The sequence below is a fragment of the Algicola sagamiensis DSM 14643 genome (assembly GCF_000374485.1).
In the GTDB taxonomy this organism is placed as follows: Bacteria; Pseudomonadota; Gammaproteobacteria; order Enterobacterales; family Alteromonadaceae; genus Algicola; species Algicola sagamiensis.
The window spans coordinates 93,866-110,429 of record NZ_KB894499.1 but is presented as its reverse complement, the minus strand read 5'-3'; the positions used below and the strand labels follow the sequence as shown (position 1 = coordinate 110,429).

The following is a 16,564-nucleotide window of genomic DNA, read 5'->3' as shown; positions in this document are numbered from 1 at the left end:
ACGATGAAATTGAAAACTTTTGTGCTTTTCTTTTGTCTTGCCGTCATGATGACTGGCTGTGCACAATCACCTCATGAAGGACAACTCGCGCAGGAAAGTACAAATGCCGCTAGTGAGCAATCAGAACATGGAGAAGAAGAACAAGAAGAAAGCCCGGATGATCCCTTTGAAGGGGTAAACCGGGTCATGTGGGATTTGAACTGGAATATTTTAGACAAGTATATCCTGAGACCGGTAACTGTTGGATATATGCACATCACATCGAAATCTGTCAGGACAAGTTTGGATAATGCAGTTGAAAACTTGGAGGAGCCTGCGAACCTATTAAACAGTTTACTTCAAGGCAAACCTCACGAAGCTTGTGTCGCAACAAGCCGTTTCTTAATTAATTCAACAGTCGGACTTCTTGGCTTTTTTGATGTCGCAAAAGAATTAGGTGTTGAGCGACATGAAGAAGATTTCGGTCAGACGATGGGAGTATGGGGAGTTGGCGATGGTCCATTTCTTATGTTACCTGCCTATGGGCCGTCGACAGTGAGAAATTTCACAGGAGATTATGCAGATTCTTACATTTATCCCTCCAATGTGATGACGGTTCCTCAAAAGCTTGGCAAAGCTGCGATCAAAGCAGTTAACTTTCGAGCAGATCTGATGTCTCAAGAGCAATTACTATATGACTCGGTAGATTCTTATGCGCTGATTAAGGAAATTTATTTTCAGCGAGTCGCCTTTGAACTTTATGATGGTTCTCCACCTGAAGAAGAGCCAGAAGTGGATCTTGATGAGTATCTTGATGAACTAGAGTAAAGTTTGATCTGAAATCACCTAAGCTGATTGTTTTTTCGTATTTTATAGCGCTAATTTTGTCCAATTCTCACTTTAATTTCGAGTTGAGTTAATAATTATGCGCTATATGGCATGCTTGTGCCGTGTTGACAGCGCAGATGTATTTTGGGAGTATTGAGAGATTAGTCACTTCAAAAGAGACTAAAAGGGTAATATAAAAACGTTTGATACAGTGCGTATAACGTCAAGAAAAATTTGGTTGGGAACTATGTCTATTAAGAAAAGTCTTCTGTCTACGGCGCTGGTGAGTGCGCTAGCTGTTGCAGGGCCATTGCAAGCAGCGGACAAACTGGATGCGTTGCATAAAGCAGAACGCGACATTCATAAAGCAGCTCAAAAGTCTCAAAATAAAATTGACGGCATTTATGAGCAAACTCAAGAGTTACTCTTCGAATATCGCCAAGTTGTTGACGAAACTGAAAACCTCAAAGTCTACAATGATCACGTCGCAACAATGGTAAAAGGGCAAAACGACGAACTTGCCTCCCTTCAAAAGCAAATCGATCAAGTTGATGAAACCAAGAAAAACGTTGTTCCGTTAATGTATCGAATGATCGATACGTTGGAAGCGTTCATCAATGCTGATATTCCAATGCTTGCATCAGAGCGTAAAGCTCGGGTCGAAAAGCTTCGCACAACCATGGGCCGTGCTGATGTTGCAACATCAGAAAAATATCGCCTGGTTCTGGAAGCCTATCAAATCGAAAAAGATTACGGCAGCGCTGTACGTGCATATGAAAGCGAGCTTGATGTCGATGGCACAATGATTCAGGTTGACTTTGTTCATGTTGGCCGGATTGCATTATTGGCACAGTCAAAAGATAAGAAACGCGCTTGGGTTTGGAATAATAAAGAGCGCAAATGGAATCAATTAGGTGACGAGTATCTACGTTCTGTTTCAGAAACGATTGATATCGCTCAGAAAGCGGCGACACCAAACCTGATTAAACTTCCAATCTTTGCTGCGGAGTAATGCAAAATGAAAAAGGTATTTAAAAACATTTTAATTGCATCATCGCTGGCAATGACGGTAGGTGCGACGAATGCATATGCTGCAGAATCACTGGATGACTTGCTTAAGCAGGTAAAGCAGGATCGAATTTCTGAAGCAAAAATTAATAAAAAACGTGAAGCTGAGTTTAAGTCTGAGCAAGCAGACAAACAGGCATTGCTCAACAAAGCGAAAGCTGAACTGAAAGAAGAGCAAGCAAGACAAAAGCGTTTACAGGATCAATTCGCAAGCAATGTCGACTTGATAGCAGCAAAACAAAAAGAGCTTGCAGACAAGCAAGGTACGCTAGGCGAGATGGTTGGTGTTGTTCGTCGTGCATCAAACGATGCAATTGGCTCCATCACTGCATCATTAATTTCTGCTGAGCATAAAGGCCGTACTGAGCTGTTAAAGAAGTTATCTGAGTCGAAAGCACTTCCAACAACAAAAGATTTGGAAGAGCTGTGGATTGCGCTTCAAACAGAAATGACAGAATCTGGTAAAGTTTCCAAGTTTGATGCAAAAGTCACAGAACTTGACGGTAAAACAAACCAAAAGAGCATCACGCGTGTAGGTTCATTCAACTTACTTGGCGATGGTCGCTATCTGATGTATAACCCAAATACTGGTGTGATCGAGCCTCTTGGCCGTCCAGCTGAAGGTCGTTTCAGTAACACAATCAGCAATATTCAAAACGCGCAACCAGGTCAAATGGTCCCATTGTTTGTTGACCCGACAAAAGGTGGTTTACTTCGTCTGAAAACAAGAGAAAAGACGCTAGAGCAACACTATCAAGCAGGAGGAACAGTTGGTTATATCATTACTGGTGTCCTGATTATTGGTTTATTGATTGCACTTGAGCGTTTGATTGTTCTTGGTGGTATGGGTGCTGCGATTCGTAAGCAATTAAAAGATACTTCAAAGCTTGGGGAAAACCCACTTGGCCGTGTCTTAAAAGTTTACCAAGAAAACAAAGAGACAGACGTTGAGAATCTTGAACTGAAACTAGACGAAGCAATTCTTCGTGAAACACCAAGAATTGAACGCGGTATTGGCCTGATTAAGATTCTTGCATCAATTGCTCCGCTTCTAGGTCTATTAGGTACAGTTACCGGTATGATTGGTACTTTCCAGCAGATTACGCTATTTGGTACTGGTGATCCAAAAGTGATGGCAGGTAACATCTCTCTTGCACTTGTCACAACAGCACTAGGCCTGATTGCTGCGCTTCCTTTGATTTTCGTACATAGTATTGTTTCATCTCGCAGCAAATCGATTGTCCACGTACTTGATGAGCAAAGCGTAGGTATTATTGCTGCGCATGCGGAGAAGGAGAAACACTGATGACGCTTCACCTGATAGAGCTTTGGGATTCTGTCAGGGATTTCATCGCACAAGGCGGTAACGTACTTTATTTAGTTGCCGCTGCCATCTTCATTATGTGGATGTTGATGATCGAGCGTTATTGGTTTCTGACTGGGGTCTACCCCAAGATGAAGAAAGATATTATCGCCCGTTGGGATGCTCGAACAGACACAACCTCGTGGAGTGCGCATAGAATCCGTGATGCATGGATCTCCGAAGCCTCTGAAAAATTAAACGAAAGAATGCTGCTGATCCGGACACTCATTGCAATGTGTCCACTGATTGGACTTTTTGGTACTGTCACCGGCATGATTGCTGTATTCGAAATCATGGCCTTCTACGGGACAGGTAACCCAAGAATGATGGCATCAGGTATCTCCATGGCAACGATTCCAACCATGGCGGGTATGGTCGCAGCATTATCCGGGCTGTTCTTTAATTCACGCCTGGAAGCCAAAGTGAAAGTCGCGAGAGAGAGCTTGAGAGATAGCCTCCCGCATCACTAAAAGAGAGAAAGAATTATGGCACGTAAACGTTTTCGTGAAGAGGAAGATGCTGGCATTGATATGACGCCGATGCTGGACATCGTATTTATCATGTTGATCTTCTTTATCGTGACGACCTCTTTTGTGAAAGAGGCGGGTATCGATGTAAGTAAACCTAAAGCCAGCCAAAGCAAGCCGAAAAAAGCAACGAGTATTTTCATTGCGATTCGTAAAAATGGTGATATTTGGATGGATAAGCGCGAGGTTGATATTGAACGCGTCGCAGCAAATATTGAGCGTATGCTTGCAGAGCAGCCGACTGACACAGTTGTCCTTCAGGCAGACAAAGAAGCCATTCATGGTCGAGTCGTCAAGGTAATGGATCAGGTGAAAGCTGCAGGTATCGAAAAGATCTCAATTTCTACGGAGAAGTAGTATGGGACGATTTCTACTATCTGCACTGGTTGGTATCGCGGTTACATTCACTCTATTTGTTTTTATGGCGAAGCTCATCGAGAACGATGGGCAGCGTAAAGTTGGTGAAGTAGAAACAATAGAGATTGAAATTGCGGGTAAGCCACCAGAGTCTAAAGCAAAGGCGATTAAGACACCGCCTCCGCCACCGCCGCCACCAAAGACGCCACCAAAAGCGCCGCCTCCGGAGCCGGAGACCTCAGACCCTAATCCTACAGGGCTAGGTATCCGTATGCCTTCCATTAATGTTGGGGGTAATGCCGGCGGAATGTCAGGTGTAGGTGGTGCAATGAACCAAGATGGTGACGCAACACCGATTGTTCGGATTGAGCCTCGCTTCCCGGTAAAAGCAGCTCGTGAAGGTAAAGAAGGTTGGGTAAAACTTTCATTTACCATTAATGAGGTTGGCGGTGTTGAGGATGTGAAAGTCATTGAAGCACAACCAAAACGCTTGTTTAATCGAGAGGCGATCCGTGCACTGCGCAAATGGAAATATAAGCCGAAGGTTGTTGAAGGTAAGCCACAGAAACAGCCTGGAATGAAAGTTCAGCTGGACTTCAGCTTAAACAAAGATAAAAAGAAGGGGTAATTAAATGAAAACAAATAATTTATTTGCCGCACTTCTTCTATCTTTCGGATTGATGTCAGTTGTTGTTTCTTATGAAGCAACGGCTGCGCCTGATCCAAAAAAGATTGAAGCACGGAAAAAGAAAAAATCTCAGGCACTTGGTCAATCTGTTGGTAAAAAAGTCCAGAAAGCATTTGAGTTGTACAGCAATGATCAGCTCAATGAAGCCTTGGTTATTCTTGAGGGTATTAAAGCCAAGAAAGAATTTGATAAAGCTTACTTGTCCCGCTTTATTGGTAATATCTATGCTGGGGTTGAAGGAAAGACGAAAGTAGCGATTAACTACTTAGATAAGGCGATTAAGCCAGATATACTTTCTTTTAATGACCACGCACAAGCGATGCAGTTGATTGCTCAGTTATATTATCAAGAAAAGCAATATGATAAAGCGATTGCGGGGTATCAGGCTTGGATGGACTTTACTGGAAAAGAGGATGCGACGGTTTATGTCGCTATTGCGAACTCTTATTTTGAGAAAAAGCAATATGCGAAGGTCATCGCCCCTGCGGATAAAGCCATTTCACTCTATAAAAAGCCAAACCAAAACCCATATATTTTAAAAATGGGGGCTTTTTATGAGTCGAAGAAATATCCACAGGCGATCAAGGTTGTAGAAACGCTTGTAGAGAATTTTCCAAACGAAAAGCGTTGGTGGGTTCAGCTAGGTATGTTGCATATGCTGGTTGAAAACTACACGAAAGCACTTGAGATCCTTGACTTGGCTTACAAACAGGGCTTTCTTGAGAAAAGTAATGAAATCAGCGCGCTTGCTTCCCTTTATGGTAGCAGTGGTATCCCAGTTAAGTCTGCGCAACTTCAAGAGAAGTATATGAAATCTGGTTTATTGAAGTCCGATAAATCAACTTTAAAGAGCGTAGCAAATGCATACCATCTTGCGAAAAATCTGGATAAAGCGATCTATTACTTTGGAATGGCTGCAGATAAGGATAGTGATGCAAAATTATACCGTAAGCAGGCAAGCCTTCTTGCTGAGCGTGAGCGATATGATGAATCCATCAAAGTCTATCAAAAAGCATTAAAATCTGGCTTTAAAGATAAGCATCAGATCTATATGCGTATCACAGAAGCATACTTTTACCAAGGTAAATTCAAGGAAGCTTATAAATACGTGAAGATGGCGATGGAAGGTAAGTCAACCCGCCGGACGGCAAAAGGTTGGAAGAAATACATCGAAGAAAAAGCTTCAAATCGTAAGATCAAGCTTTCGTAGGACCGAACGGTTTTGTTTGGTAATCTTAAAGGAGTCTACGGACTCCTTTTTTATCACTGATAGTTGCTTATCATGATGTCAGAACTTCCTTCAATCGAAAACAGCTTTTCCCATCCTTTTCTGCTTGATGAGCGACATCTTCCATTTGATGAAAAGCTTGTTCCAGCGATAGTGTTTTATCAGGAACAACATAGATAGCACCAATCGAAATTTGATTGCTCTTCATCTGCGGATCAATATGGTGATTTAAGTTTTCTAGCATCCTTTCTAACACAATTGTTGTTCCTTCCATATTTAGGTTAAATAGCCCAACGGCAAATGTGCGGTTGTCCAGGCAACATGCGATATCCGTTGCACGTAATAGCGAGGACTCCAACTCATGAGCAAACAAATTGAGCTGCTTATCCGCCATTGTTGGATTTGACTCAACATGTGGTAGAATCTGCGCTAGAGAAAGATGTTCGTGTTCTCTGAGCATACGGTGCCATTCCCTTTGCATAACTTCCATGAAGTAGGCTTGTGTGTACAACCCTGTCACAGTGTCTCGAAAAGAAAAGTTACGAAAGGATGGGACCATAAGCCAAGACTCCGAATTATTATGATCTGATCCAATTATAGGCACTCAGCGATGTCACAACGAAAAAATTTCATGCTTTGCGCACTATTTTTTATATTTTTTGCGCTTCAATTTACGGGGTGTTCCCCATCAAACCCCAACACAGAGCAAAACGAAACTATTGATCAGCTAGCAGAAGATTACTTTGAAGCATCACTTGCACTTGATCCGTTTAATGCACCGGAGTATGGCTTCTATCAGTACAATGCAATTTTAGTTGATACAAATACAGATGAGTTTTTAAAAAAGAAACATGAGTTGAACCACAAATTTCTTGATCAATTGAAAACAATTGATCGTCATTTGCTTTCAGAGCAACAGAAACTGACTTTTGATATCTTAAAACGAGAACTTGAATATTTAATCATTGAAGAACGTTATCCGAGCCGTTTCTTGCCGATGGATCAGTTTTATAGTATCCCAGTGGAATTTGCACGATATGGCTCTGGTGAAGCAGCACAGCCATTTCAAACACCTGAGGATTATCAGAACTTTATTAAAAAAATGAAGGGATTCCGCCAATGGAGTAACTCTGCAATTGCTCGTATGGAAGAAGGGACTCAAAGCCATGTTGTTCTACCGAAAGTGCTTGTGCAACGTATGATCCATCAATTTGATGCGCAATTAGTGAAGGAAATCCACCAGAGCCCTTTTTATGGACCTTTAAATAGAATTCCAATGCACTGGTCCGAAGAGGATAAACAAACAACCATGAAGGAATACACCCAGGCATTGCATACTTATGTGTTTCCTACTTATCAAAAGTTAGCTGATTACCTAAGACAAACCTATCTCATAAAAGCACGTGGAACGAGCGGTTTATGGGATATTCCAAATGGAAAAGAATGGTATCAGTTTCTTTCCAATGAACATACGACAACGACGACACCTGTTTCTGAGATCCATCAGCTTGGTTTAAATGAGGTTACTCGGATCCATACTCAGATGCGAGAAGTTCAGATTAACTTAAATATATCAGGTGATTTTCGAAGCTTTTTATCGAAAATGACAACAGATCCTGACTTTTTCTTTCCAGATAACGAAAGCCTTCTTTCTGCATACCGAACCACTGGTAAGCAAATTGCACAAAAGCTACCTGAATACTTTGTCAGTATTCCTAAATCACAATATGAAATACGAGCAGTAGAAGATTATCGCGCAGCATCAGCGGCAGCTGCATCTTATGTTGCTGGATCACCGGATGGCTCTCGAAATGGCATTTTTTATCTCAATACTCGTGATCTGAAGGCCCAGCCGAAGTGGGGAGTTGTCACTTTATCACTTCATGAAGCAGAGCCTGGACACCATTTTCAGGTGTCATTAAGTCAAGAACAAACAGGCTTGCCAACATTCCGTCGTTTTGGCTCGTATACTGCATTTGAAGAAGGGTGGGCACTCTACTCAGAGCATCTTGGTGTTGAAATGGGGCTATTCGACGATCCGCTCCAATATTTTGGAAAGCTCTCAGATGAGCTTCTTCGTGCGATGCGATTAGTCGTCGATACGGGGATCCATGCGAAAGGCTGGACAAGAGAGCAAGCAATACACTACATGCTTTCGAACTCAGCAATGAGTAAACCAGATGTCATCGCAGAAGTTGAACGTTATATGGCCATACCTGGACAAGCTTTATCCTATAAAATTGGTCAGTTAAAGATCCTTGATTTAAGGAAAAAAGCTAAAAAAACACTTGGAAAACAATTTGTTTTGAAGGAATTTCATGAGCAGATATTAATCGATGGTGCAATGCCACTTGATATTCTTGAAGCGAAAATCGACCGCTGGATAGCACAAAAGAGAATTTAATTTGAGGCAAGCCCTTGATGGTGGGCTTGCATTATTCTACTTGCACATTATGACTTGTACTTTTTCAGGTGAATGAGAAACTCATGAACACGAGGTATGTCCTTGTCGCAATATATCGACAACTTCTTGCGTTAAATGTAACCGCTTAATTTTCTCAAATGTTGTTTGTGCTTCGGGGTACTGTAGACGCAAATAACCCAGCCATTGCTTTGTTCTTGCTGAAAAATACCGTGCCTGATGATCGCGATTGAGCTTTTCAGCAGAATCGATTAGCAGCTCGAGTACCTTTGTCCATGGCATTGTGTATTGCATGCTACCTTGATTCAACCTTCGTATTTCATCGGCTAGCCCTGGGTTTGCGAGGGCACCTCTTCCTAACATAACATCATTACATTGACTCTGTTCCCTACAGTTTTGGTAATCATCAGGTGTCCATACTTCGCCATTCGCGATGATGGAAATCGGTGTTCTTTGTTTGATTTTTGCTATCCAGTCCCAATGTGCCGGGGGGCGATAACCTTCTTTTTTTGTTCTGGCATGGATTGTTAATTCATCTGCACCACCTTGATATACAGCATCTGCATTTTCAAATGCTAGCGACTTGTCATCATATCCCAGGCGAATTTTCGCACTGAGTGGAACTTCTTCTGGTAACGACCTTCTAACATTCTTGACGATATTGTAAATCTTCTCAGGTTCCTGCAAGAGAACAGCACCACCTCTATTCTTGTTCACGGTTTTTGCCGGACAACCGAAGTTGAGGTCGATGCCATGGGAGCCAAGAGATTGTGCAACGATCGCATTTTCTGCTAGCCAATGGGGGCATTGGCCAAGAAGCTGAATGCGAACAGGAGTACCAGAAGGTGTCATGCCGTTGTTATTTAATTCGGGACAGTAACGGTGGAATACTTTCTGGGGTAAGCGCTGATCAACGATACGAATAAATTCGGTTACACATAGATCAAATGCGCCAGAACGGGTGAGTGTGTCACGCATCAGCGTGTCAACAACACCTTCCATCGGTGCCAATATCAATCGCATAAAATACCTCTATCTAGAGCAGGTATTCTAATGCCAGTCGAATAAATTTAAAAAAATTTTTTTTTGAAATTTATTTTTGACCAATAAGGTCTTTACTTGTAACAGTTGATGTCCGTTTTGCGAAACGCATCATTGATAATTGAAATGAGGATTGAATGATGAAAACAATGAAACAAACTTCAGTAGCAGCAGCGTTAGGTGCCGTCGTAATTACAGCAGCGGCAACATTGCCTGTTGATGCGCAAGCAAACCCTTTTGAGATGCAGCAACTGACATCTGGCTATCAACTTGATGGTGGTGAAGGAAAGTGCGGCGAAGGAAAATGCGGTGAGAAAAAAGGTAAGAAAGAAGGCAAATGTGGCGAAGGGAAGTGCGGTGAGAAAAAAGGCAAGAAAGAAGGTAAATGTGGCGAAGGAAAATGCGGTGAGAAAAAAGGTAAGAAAGAAGGCAAATGTGGCGAAGGTAAATGTGGCGGTGCTGCATAATCTAAGCTTTTCGCTGTCGTGAAGCTCCTTTTCCGGAATAACCAGCGACCTTGCTCGCTGGTTATTTTTTATAGCATAAGAGCTTGATAAAATAACAAAAGTATTCCTATGATGGATGCTTGATTCATCGATGCGTATTGGAGCCAGACGATGCAAAACTCTCTTCTGAATGGTGTTGGACTTGGACTTCGTCGTGAAATGCTCGACGAGATGCTTGAGCATTGCCCTGAAGCTATCAATTTTCTAGAAGTTGCACCAGAGAACTGGATCAAATTGGGGGGTAAGTTCGGACGTCAGTTTCGAGAGCTTACCGCAAAACATCGGTTTGTTACCCATGGTTTATCACTTTCGCTTGGCAGCCCGGACCCGCTAGATATTGAGTTTGTCAAAGATGTTAAAGCGTTTCTTGATTTGCATGGTATTGAGCATTATTCGGAGCACTTGAGCTACTGTTCCGGCCAAGGCCATATGTATGACTTGATGCCTATCCCTTTTACTGAAGAAGCGATTCACTATGTAGCAAAGCGGATTCGATGTGTTCAGGATATTCTTGAGCGTCAGATCGCTGTGGAAAATGTGTCTTACTATGCTGCGCCAGGGCAGGAAATGTCGGAGATTGATTTCACGAATGCTGTTTTAGAAGAAGCTGATTGTGCCTTGCTGCTAGACGTGAATAATATATATGTGAACTCTGTGAATCACCGATATGACGCGCGTACATTTTTAGAAGCTTTGCCTACACAGCGGATCATGTATGGGCATATAGCTGGGCATTATGATGAAGCTGAAGATTTGATTGTCGATACGCATGGTGCAGATGTCATCGAGCCTGTTTGGGAGCTTTTGGCACATGCCTATCAAGTTCACGGTGTATTTCCAACGTTGCTAGAGCGGGATTTTAATATTCCTCCAATTGAAGAGCTGCTTATCGAGGTTAATCAGATACACCAAATTCAGCAGTCAGCACTCACACTCTCTCAGTCGGCTTAAGGAGTAACGATGCAATTTCAAAAAGTGCAGGAAGATTTTACGAAGCATATTCGAGATCCAGACAATCAACCCTTACCAGAAGGTATTGAAGATCGCAGAATGGGGATCTACCGTGAGCTGTTCTTCAATAATGTAGAAGGTTTTGTTTCAACAGGTTTTCCAGTTTTAAAAAGCTTATATGAAGCGCCGCAGTGGCAGTCATTGGTTCGAGAGTTTTTTATCAAACATTCCTGCACTTCTCCTTATTTTTTACACATCGCGCAAGAATTTTTGCTGTATCTAGCGGATGAGCGAGGGTTGAAAGAAGAAGACCCGCCATTTTTGCTTGAGCTGGCACACTATGAGTGGACCGAGCTGGAAATGGCGACTCGGGTTGAAGTGCAATCCTTTTCCTACTTGTCTACTCAAGATGTGACACATCGTCCGTTGTATTTTTCAGAATTGGCTATGTTTGTCAGCTATCAATTTCCTGTTCAGCATATCAGTGTGGATTTTATGCCTGAAGAACCAGGGAGTGAGCAAACTTATCTGGTTGTTTATCGTGCCAATGAAGAAGACGTTGAGTTTTTAGAAATCAATGTGATGACCGCGGTTTTATTGCAGGGTATTTTGCAAGAACCCGGCGTTCAGTTTGATGCTTTAATCCAGCATATGCACCATCAATTCCCTCATTTTACTTTTGAACAGTTGGAACAGGGAGCGCTACAGATCCTGACACAACTGGCTGAACGAACGATTCTTCGCACAAATACTGAACACAATTGAAATTATTCTTTTATCCCATGCTAAAATTCAATAGAATACTGGGCTGATTTTTTAGTCGTGCAAGAAAAAGGTTTTAACAATGGCGCATGATGGCGATTTCCGTGATCCGTTCACGGTAAAACACTTATTGACTATCATCTTGATGGTGATTTTCATTCCATGCTTACCGATGGTTCTCAGTTGGATAAACTTCCTTACTCAGTAGTTATCGAGAATTGAAGTATCGGAAAGTGAGGGATATCGCTTGCTTTGCGAGTAAGAGATGATCGTGGAATAATGAGACCGATTTCGGTCTTTTTTATTGTCTCTTTGCAACGAGTGCTAAAAAAAAGCGTCAATGTATCAATAGACGCAGACAAAGGAAGTATCAATGAACCCGACAGTATTACTCGTTGATGAAAATGAAAAAGTAAGATCTTTAATCAAACGAGCGTTAGTCAACGATGGGTTTCAAGTTGTCGAAGCCGAACAAGGCCTCGATGGTTTAACCAAGGCAAAGTCAGATCATTTTGATTGTTTTGTGATTGATTATCGGATGCCCATCATGGATGGGATCACTTTGATTCATAATTTAAGAGAACTTGAAGCCTATCGACACAGCCTGATGGTTTTGTTGACAACGGATCAAAGCCGGGAAGTCATGCAACGTGCTGCGGAAGAAGAAATAGAACATATTTTGACAAAGCCCGTTGATTTGGCCCATCTGACGATGCTAATTGCATCCTGCCGCGAGAATGCGGTGGCCTGAGTATCATCTTCAATAGGTAATTTTGAGCATGAACGTCAATGCTTTAGAAATCATTAAAAATAGTATTAAAACCGTTCCAAACTATCCGAAAGAAGGGATTATGTTTCGGGATGTGACCAGCTTGATGCAAGATCCTGCGGCATTTCGCCTGACGATTGAGCAGCTGGTACATCATTATCAAGATCAGGGCTTTACAAAAATTGTTGGTGCAGAAGCACGTGGCTTCATTTTTGGCGCGGTTTTGGCGAAAGAATTAAATGCTGGGTTTATCCCAGTGAGAAAGCCAGGCAAGTTACCACGCGAAACATACAGCGAGTCTTATACGCTTGAGTATGGTGTTGACACATTAGAAATCCACCAGGATGCGATCCAGGCGGAAGATAAAGTATTGATGGTTGACGACTTACTCGCAACAGGTGGCACCATCGAAGCGACAACGAAGTTGATCCGCAAGCTTGGTGCGACAGTCGAGCATGTTGCATTTGTTGTTTCTTTACCAGATTTAGGTGGAGAGGAGCGTTTATCATCGCTTGGCTTGAATATCCTTAAATTGGTTGAATTCGAAGGCGAGTAACGCATGAGCTACCAGGTTCTGGCGAGAAAGTGGCGTCCACAGACGTTTGCTGATCTCGTTGGCCAATCCCATGTAAAGACGGCACTGACCAATGCGATTGATTTGGGCCGTCTTCATCATGCATATCTGTTTACGGGAACGCGCGGTGTTGGTAAAACAACCATTGCGCGATTGTTTTCAAAGAGTTTGAATTGCGATCAAGGGGTGACATCACAACCTTGTGGTCAATGTTCTGAGTGTGTGGATATCGAGCAGGGACGTTTTGTTGACCTGATAGAAATTGATGCTGCATCGCGAACGAAAGTCGAAGATACGCGTGAGATTCTGGAGAATGTTCAATATGCACCGACACGAGGTCGATTCAAAGTTTATTTGATTGACGAAGTGCATATGCTGTCTCGCCATAGTTTTAATGCTTTACTCAAGACTTTGGAAGAACCTCCGGAACATGTGAAGTTCCTTCTTGCAACCACGGATCCTCAAAAACTACCTGTGACGGTTCTATCCCGTTGTCTCCAGTTTAATCTCAAGGCACTCAATGTCATTGAAATCTCTCAGCAGCTTGCGAATATTCTGGGAAAAGAAAATATTTCGGTTTCAGAAGAAGCGTTAAAGCTACTTGCAAAGTATGGACATGGCAGTTTGCGCGATGCGCTGAGTTTAACTGATCAGGCGATCGCACACGCGAATGGACCAATTGATGCTTCTCATGTCCATGCAATGTTAGGTACGCTTGATAAAAACTGGGCAATGCGTTTGCTTCAGTCCGTCGTGACAGGTGATAAATCTGCATTTTTGGCAGCTTGGGAACAGGTCTGTGACTTTGCGCCAAATTACACATTGCTATTGGAAGATATGCTGGGGATCCTGCATTTGACAGCATTGGTACAGGTTTTCCCTGAAGCAGCAGGGCTTGAGGATGATTGGCAGCAAGGTGTGCAACAGTTAGCGCAACAAGCCAGCCCAGAGAAAGTCCAGATGCTATATCAAATGGCAGCACAAGGAAAAAAGGAACTCGCCCTCATTGACGATGGGCAAATGGCGCTGCACATGATCCTTTTGCGTATGCTCGCATTTGAGATCTCTCCTTTCATGCCTGCAACTGGAACGGCAACAGCGCGTGTACAGCCAGAACCATCGATACAGGCGCCGCAACAGTCACAACCCTATCAACGACCAGAAGCGCCTTCGACAATGGAAACGCTTCAGGCGGATCAGGATGCGATTTTGCAGCAGGCTGAGCACATGGCTTCTAAAGGAGAAGTTGCCCAAGGCGAAGCCTTGTCGGATGTTGAGCAAACGGAAACGTTGCAAGCGCGATTACCAGATCCGCAGGTCGATGTGAGTCCAGAAAATGAGATTGTCAGCCTGGATGATATTGCGGTTGCAACAGCAGATGACGATCCAGTGATGGCAATTTTAAATCAGCGTAAATCGGGTGCAGTATTGAGAAGTGTCGTCACAGGGCATGCGCCGAGTAAAGTTGAGCTGGAGCAAACGCCTGTTGTGCCGGAGACAGAAACGCCGCAGCCTGAAAGTCGTCCTGTACGGCCGGAAACACCACCCGTACAGGAAACGCCGTCACTTCCCAGAATTATGCATCCGCCCATGCATGATGAAATCGATCAAGATGAGATCGAGTGTGATGGTTCAAATGACGATGAACCAACAAGCGATGAAGTTGTAAAACCACAACAGGATCCGGGCCATACTGTGTCGGATCCTCCCGTGTCAGATAATCTTGAGCAAGAGGCCGTTTCAAATCAACCAGAAAAGATTGAAGGCACCATTGAGCCAACTGCAAGTGAGGTTGCGCCGGCGCTCACAGAACTGTCGATAACACTTGCACCATTTCCAATTCAAAAAAACTGGGAACGTCCATGCGATAGCTTTGTCCACACGGATATTCTCTCTGCTGCACAAGTGGATGCATGGTCAGCAATGATTAAGCGGATGGCATTGAAAGCGCGTGTTCGTCAAATTGCATTACATGCACGGTTTGTCTATCAGCCAGAAGAGAAAAAAGGAACACTTTACCTAGAGAAAGCTTTTGCTCACTTGGATACACAGTCTACACGGGAGCAATTGGAGCAGCATATTCGTGATGAACTCAAAAGCGATATTGCTGTGTTTATTGAATTTGAAGCCTCCATTGCAGACACGCCGTATAAGATCCAGCAGGAAATACACGCAGCACGTCAGGAAAGGGCTGTCCATGCTGTTTCAAGCGACCCTTTTGTAATTTCTTTACAAGAAGAATTTGCAGCTGAGGTGGAAGGCGATACAATCACCCCTATTGATCATTGATTTTGAATAAGAGAGACGATTTATGTTGAAAGGCGGTTTAGGCAACCTGATGAAGCAAGCCCAACAAATGCAAGAGAAGATGCAGCAAATGCAAGAAGATCTGGCAAAAATGGAAGTTGTGGGTGAAGCTGGGGCTGGTTTAGTCAAAGTTACGATGTATGGTAACCATAATGTTCGTCGTGTCGATATTGATGAAAGCTTAATGGAAGATGACAAAGACATGATCGAAGACTTGGTTGCTGCGGCAATTAACGACGCGGTACGCCGTGTTGAAGAGCAGAACAAAGAGAAAATGGAAGAGTTATCCGGTGGGATGCCATTACCACCAGGAATGAAGTTTCCTTTCTAATGAATTTGCGCTTTGACGGGTAGTCAAAGCGCTCATCCCCTTTTTAGCCGTTCTTATGGAAAATAGTATGAAATTAACACCACTCGTAACCGAACTGATCGAAGCGTTGAAATGTTTACCTGGCGTTGGCCCAAAGTCTGCGCAGCGGATGGCTTTTCATTTGCTGGAACATGACCGTTACGCCGGTGAGAAACTTGGAATTGTGTTACAGAAGGCGATGGAGCAAGTGCAGCACTGCCAACAGTGTCGCACGTTTAGCGAAACCGATTTATGTGCTATTTGTGAATCTCCAAAGCGCGAATCGGATAGTTTGTGTATTGTTGAGTCACCAGCAGATGTGGTTGCCATAGAACAAACTGGACAGTTTCAAGGGCGTTACTTTGTTTTACTCGGTCGTTTATCTCCGCTGGATGGTGTTGGACCAGCAGATCTAGGTTTGGATAAATTGGAAGCCCAGCTACAGCTTGGCCAAGTGAAAGAGGTGATCCTCGCGACCAATCCAACCGTTGAAGGTGAAGCGACAGCACATTATATTGCTGAGCTTTGTGAAAAACACAAAATACAAGCAACACGTATTGCTCATGGTGTTCCAGTGGGTGGTGAATTAGAATATGTGGATGGCACAACACTAACACACGCATTATCGGGCAGAACGTCAATTCTTTACTCATAAACGGAAACTTAATCGTTTAGAAAACCCCTTCAGTGATTACCCGATTGATGAGTGAATTCATAGAAAAAGTATTCAAGCTCATCATCGAGTGACTTCACTTCTGTTATTCCGATTTACTTTTGAGCCTTTCGAAAAGAAAATTCTTCTTTTCACTTGAAAACCAGTTTTCGACCTCAATATATTTCTCCAG

At 43.1% G+C, this 16,564-nt stretch carries 18 protein-coding genes; 16 read left to right on the top strand and 2 right to left on the bottom strand.

The window, feature by feature from the left end; genetic code table 11:
- The first annotated feature begins 3 nt into the window (after positions 1 to 3).
- The 7 genes from C505_RS0113655 to C505_RS0113625 all read left to right on the top strand — a co-directional run bounded on the left by C505_RS0113655 (position 4) and on the right by C505_RS0113625 (position 6,020).
- Positions 4 to 807, top strand: coding sequence for an MlaA family lipoprotein (locus C505_RS0113655; protein ID WP_018693184.1), 804 nt, complete (start codon positions 4 to 6; stop codon positions 805 to 807).
- A gap of 247 nt (positions 808 to 1,054) precedes the next feature.
- The gene (locus C505_RS0113650) at positions 1,055 to 1,819 is read left to right on the top strand and encodes a DUF3450 domain-containing protein (protein WP_018693183.1); all 765 of its coding nucleotides are present in this window, start codon (positions 1,055 to 1,057) and stop codon (positions 1,817 to 1,819) included.
- A 6-nt stretch (positions 1,820 to 1,825) separates the two neighbouring features.
- Entirely contained in the window at positions 1,826 to 3,181 is a 1,356-nt protein-coding gene (locus C505_RS0113645) for a MotA/TolQ/ExbB proton channel family protein (RefSeq protein ID WP_018693182.1), read from the top strand.
- A complete protein-coding gene (locus C505_RS0113640) occupies positions 3,181 to 3,708 on the top strand; it encodes a MotA/TolQ/ExbB proton channel family protein (protein ID WP_018693181.1) in 528 nt (175 codons plus the stop codon). The genes C505_RS0113645 and C505_RS0113640 overlap by 1 nt, the downstream gene beginning before the upstream one ends.
- Before the next feature lie 15 nt (positions 3,709 to 3,723).
- Positions 3,724 to 4,122, top strand: coding sequence for an ExbD/TolR family protein (locus C505_RS0113635; RefSeq protein ID WP_018693180.1), 399 nt, complete (start codon positions 3,724 to 3,726; stop codon positions 4,120 to 4,122).
- Between the two features lies 1 nt (position 4,123).
- Entirely contained in the window at positions 4,124 to 4,750 is a 627-nt protein-coding gene (locus C505_RS0113630; RefSeq protein WP_018693179.1) for an energy transducer TonB, read from the top strand.
- A 4-nt stretch (positions 4,751 to 4,754) separates the two neighbouring features.
- Positions 4,755 to 6,020: a tetratricopeptide repeat protein gene (locus tag C505_RS0113625; RefSeq protein ID WP_018693178.1), complete on the top strand. Its 1,266-nt coding sequence runs from the start codon at positions 4,755 to 4,757 to the stop codon at positions 6,018 to 6,020.
- A 70-nt stretch (positions 6,021 to 6,090) separates the two neighbouring features.
- Here the strand turns inward: C505_RS0113625 and C505_RS22430 are convergent, their stop codons facing one another.
- On the bottom strand, positions 6,091 to 6,597 hold the full coding sequence (locus C505_RS22430; RefSeq protein WP_018693177.1) for a diguanylate cyclase domain-containing protein: 507 nt from the start codon (positions 6,595 to 6,597) through the stop codon (positions 6,091 to 6,093).
- Between the two features lie 51 nt (positions 6,598 to 6,648).
- Between C505_RS22430 and C505_RS0113615 the strand changes: the two genes are divergently transcribed.
- Complete coding sequence (locus C505_RS0113615; protein ID WP_018693176.1) at positions 6,649 to 8,442, top strand: DUF885 domain-containing protein; 1,794 nt, start codon at positions 6,649 to 6,651, stop codon at positions 8,440 to 8,442.
- Between the two features lie 81 nt (positions 8,443 to 8,523).
- On the opposite strand, the gene C505_RS0113610 is transcribed toward C505_RS0113615, so the two are convergent.
- Complete coding sequence (locus C505_RS0113610) at positions 8,524 to 9,483, bottom strand: tRNA-dihydrouridine synthase (RefSeq protein ID WP_018693175.1); 960 nt, start codon at positions 9,481 to 9,483, stop codon at positions 8,524 to 8,526.
- 158 nt (positions 9,484 to 9,641) lie between these two features.
- Between C505_RS0113610 and C505_RS0113605 the strand changes: the two genes are divergently transcribed.
- From C505_RS0113605 to recR, 8 genes are all read left to right on the top strand, one after another.
- Positions 9,642 to 9,968, top strand: coding sequence for an HvfA family oxazolone/thioamide-modified RiPP metallophore (locus C505_RS0113605; RefSeq protein ID WP_026317966.1), 327 nt, complete (start codon positions 9,642 to 9,644; stop codon positions 9,966 to 9,968).
- Between the two features lie 150 nt (positions 9,969 to 10,118).
- Entirely contained in the window at positions 10,119 to 10,958 is an 840-nt protein-coding gene (locus C505_RS0113600) for an HvfB family MNIO-type RiPP peptide maturase (protein ID WP_018693173.1), read from the top strand.
- A gap of 9 nt (positions 10,959 to 10,967) precedes the next feature.
- Positions 10,968 to 11,723 carry an HvfC family RiPP maturation protein gene (locus tag C505_RS0113595; protein ID WP_018693172.1) on the top strand — a complete coding sequence of 252 codons (756 nt, stop codon included), beginning with the start codon at positions 10,968 to 10,970 and terminating at the stop codon, positions 11,721 to 11,723.
- Positions 11,724 to 12,093: 370 nt separating this feature from the next.
- A complete protein-coding gene (locus C505_RS22425; RefSeq protein ID WP_018693171.1) occupies positions 12,094 to 12,471 on the top strand; it encodes a response regulator in 378 nt (125 codons plus the stop codon).
- 28 nt (positions 12,472 to 12,499) lie between these two features.
- Positions 12,500 to 13,045 (top strand): adenine phosphoribosyltransferase, encoded by a 546-nt coding sequence (gene apt / locus C505_RS0113585; RefSeq protein WP_018693170.1) that lies wholly within the window; start codon positions 12,500 to 12,502, stop codon positions 13,043 to 13,045.
- 3 nt (positions 13,046 to 13,048) lie between these two features.
- Positions 13,049 to 15,352 carry a DNA polymerase III subunit gamma/tau gene (gene dnaX / locus C505_RS0113580; protein ID WP_018693169.1) on the top strand — a complete coding sequence of 768 codons (2,304 nt, stop codon included), beginning with the start codon at positions 13,049 to 13,051 and terminating at the stop codon, positions 15,350 to 15,352.
- Between the two features lie 22 nt (positions 15,353 to 15,374).
- On the top strand, positions 15,375 to 15,701 hold the full coding sequence (locus C505_RS0113575; RefSeq protein ID WP_018693168.1) for a YbaB/EbfC family nucleoid-associated protein: 327 nt from the start codon (positions 15,375 to 15,377) through the stop codon (positions 15,699 to 15,701).
- Between the two features lie 67 nt (positions 15,702 to 15,768).
- A complete protein-coding gene (gene recR / locus C505_RS0113570) occupies positions 15,769 to 16,374 on the top strand; it encodes a recombination mediator RecR (RefSeq protein ID WP_018693167.1) in 606 nt (201 codons plus the stop codon).
- Positions 16,375 to 16,564 lie beyond the last annotated feature (190 nt).

Excerpts from the sequence above, each read along its gene's own strand:
- C505_RS0113655 (WP_018693184.1), top strand. The coding sequence starts at position 4 with ATGAAATTGAAAACTTTTGTGCTTTTCTTTTGTCTTGCCGTCATGATG.
- C505_RS0113650 (WP_018693183.1), top strand. The coding sequence starts at position 1,055 with ATGTCTATTAAGAAAAGTCTTCTGTCTACGGCGCTGGTGAGTGCGCTA.
- C505_RS0113645 (WP_018693182.1), top strand. The coding sequence starts at position 1,826 with ATGAAAAAGGTATTTAAAAACATTTTAATTGCATCATCGCTGGCAATG.
- C505_RS0113640 (WP_018693181.1), top strand. The coding sequence starts at position 3,181 with ATGACGCTTCACCTGATAGAGCTTTGGGATTCTGTCAGGGATTTCATC.
- C505_RS0113635 (WP_018693180.1), top strand. The coding sequence starts at position 3,724 with ATGGCACGTAAACGTTTTCGTGAAGAGGAAGATGCTGGCATTGATATG.
- C505_RS0113630 (WP_018693179.1), top strand. The coding sequence starts at position 4,124 with ATGGGACGATTTCTACTATCTGCACTGGTTGGTATCGCGGTTACATTC.
- C505_RS0113625 (WP_018693178.1), top strand. The coding sequence starts at position 4,755 with ATGAAAACAAATAATTTATTTGCCGCACTTCTTCTATCTTTCGGATTG.
- C505_RS22430 (WP_018693177.1), bottom strand. The coding sequence starts at position 6,597 with ATGGTCCCATCCTTTCGTAACTTTTCTTTTCGAGACACTGTGACAGGG.
- C505_RS0113615 (WP_018693176.1), top strand. The coding sequence starts at position 6,649 with ATGTCACAACGAAAAAATTTCATGCTTTGCGCACTATTTTTTATATTT.
- C505_RS0113610 (WP_018693175.1), bottom strand. The coding sequence starts at position 9,483 with ATGCGATTGATATTGGCACCGATGGAAGGTGTTGTTGACACGCTGATG.
- C505_RS0113605 (WP_026317966.1), top strand. The coding sequence starts at position 9,642 with ATGAAAACAATGAAACAAACTTCAGTAGCAGCAGCGTTAGGTGCCGTC.
- C505_RS0113600 (WP_018693173.1), top strand. The coding sequence starts at position 10,119 with ATGCAAAACTCTCTTCTGAATGGTGTTGGACTTGGACTTCGTCGTGAA.
- C505_RS0113595 (WP_018693172.1), top strand. The coding sequence starts at position 10,968 with ATGCAATTTCAAAAAGTGCAGGAAGATTTTACGAAGCATATTCGAGAT.
- C505_RS22425 (WP_018693171.1), top strand. The coding sequence starts at position 12,094 with ATGAACCCGACAGTATTACTCGTTGATGAAAATGAAAAAGTAAGATCT.
- apt (WP_018693170.1), top strand. The coding sequence starts at position 12,500 with ATGAACGTCAATGCTTTAGAAATCATTAAAAATAGTATTAAAACCGTT.
- dnaX (WP_018693169.1), top strand. The coding sequence starts at position 13,049 with ATGAGCTACCAGGTTCTGGCGAGAAAGTGGCGTCCACAGACGTTTGCT.
- C505_RS0113575 (WP_018693168.1), top strand. The coding sequence starts at position 15,375 with ATGTTGAAAGGCGGTTTAGGCAACCTGATGAAGCAAGCCCAACAAATG.
- recR (WP_018693167.1), top strand. The coding sequence starts at position 15,769 with ATGAAATTAACACCACTCGTAACCGAACTGATCGAAGCGTTGAAATGT.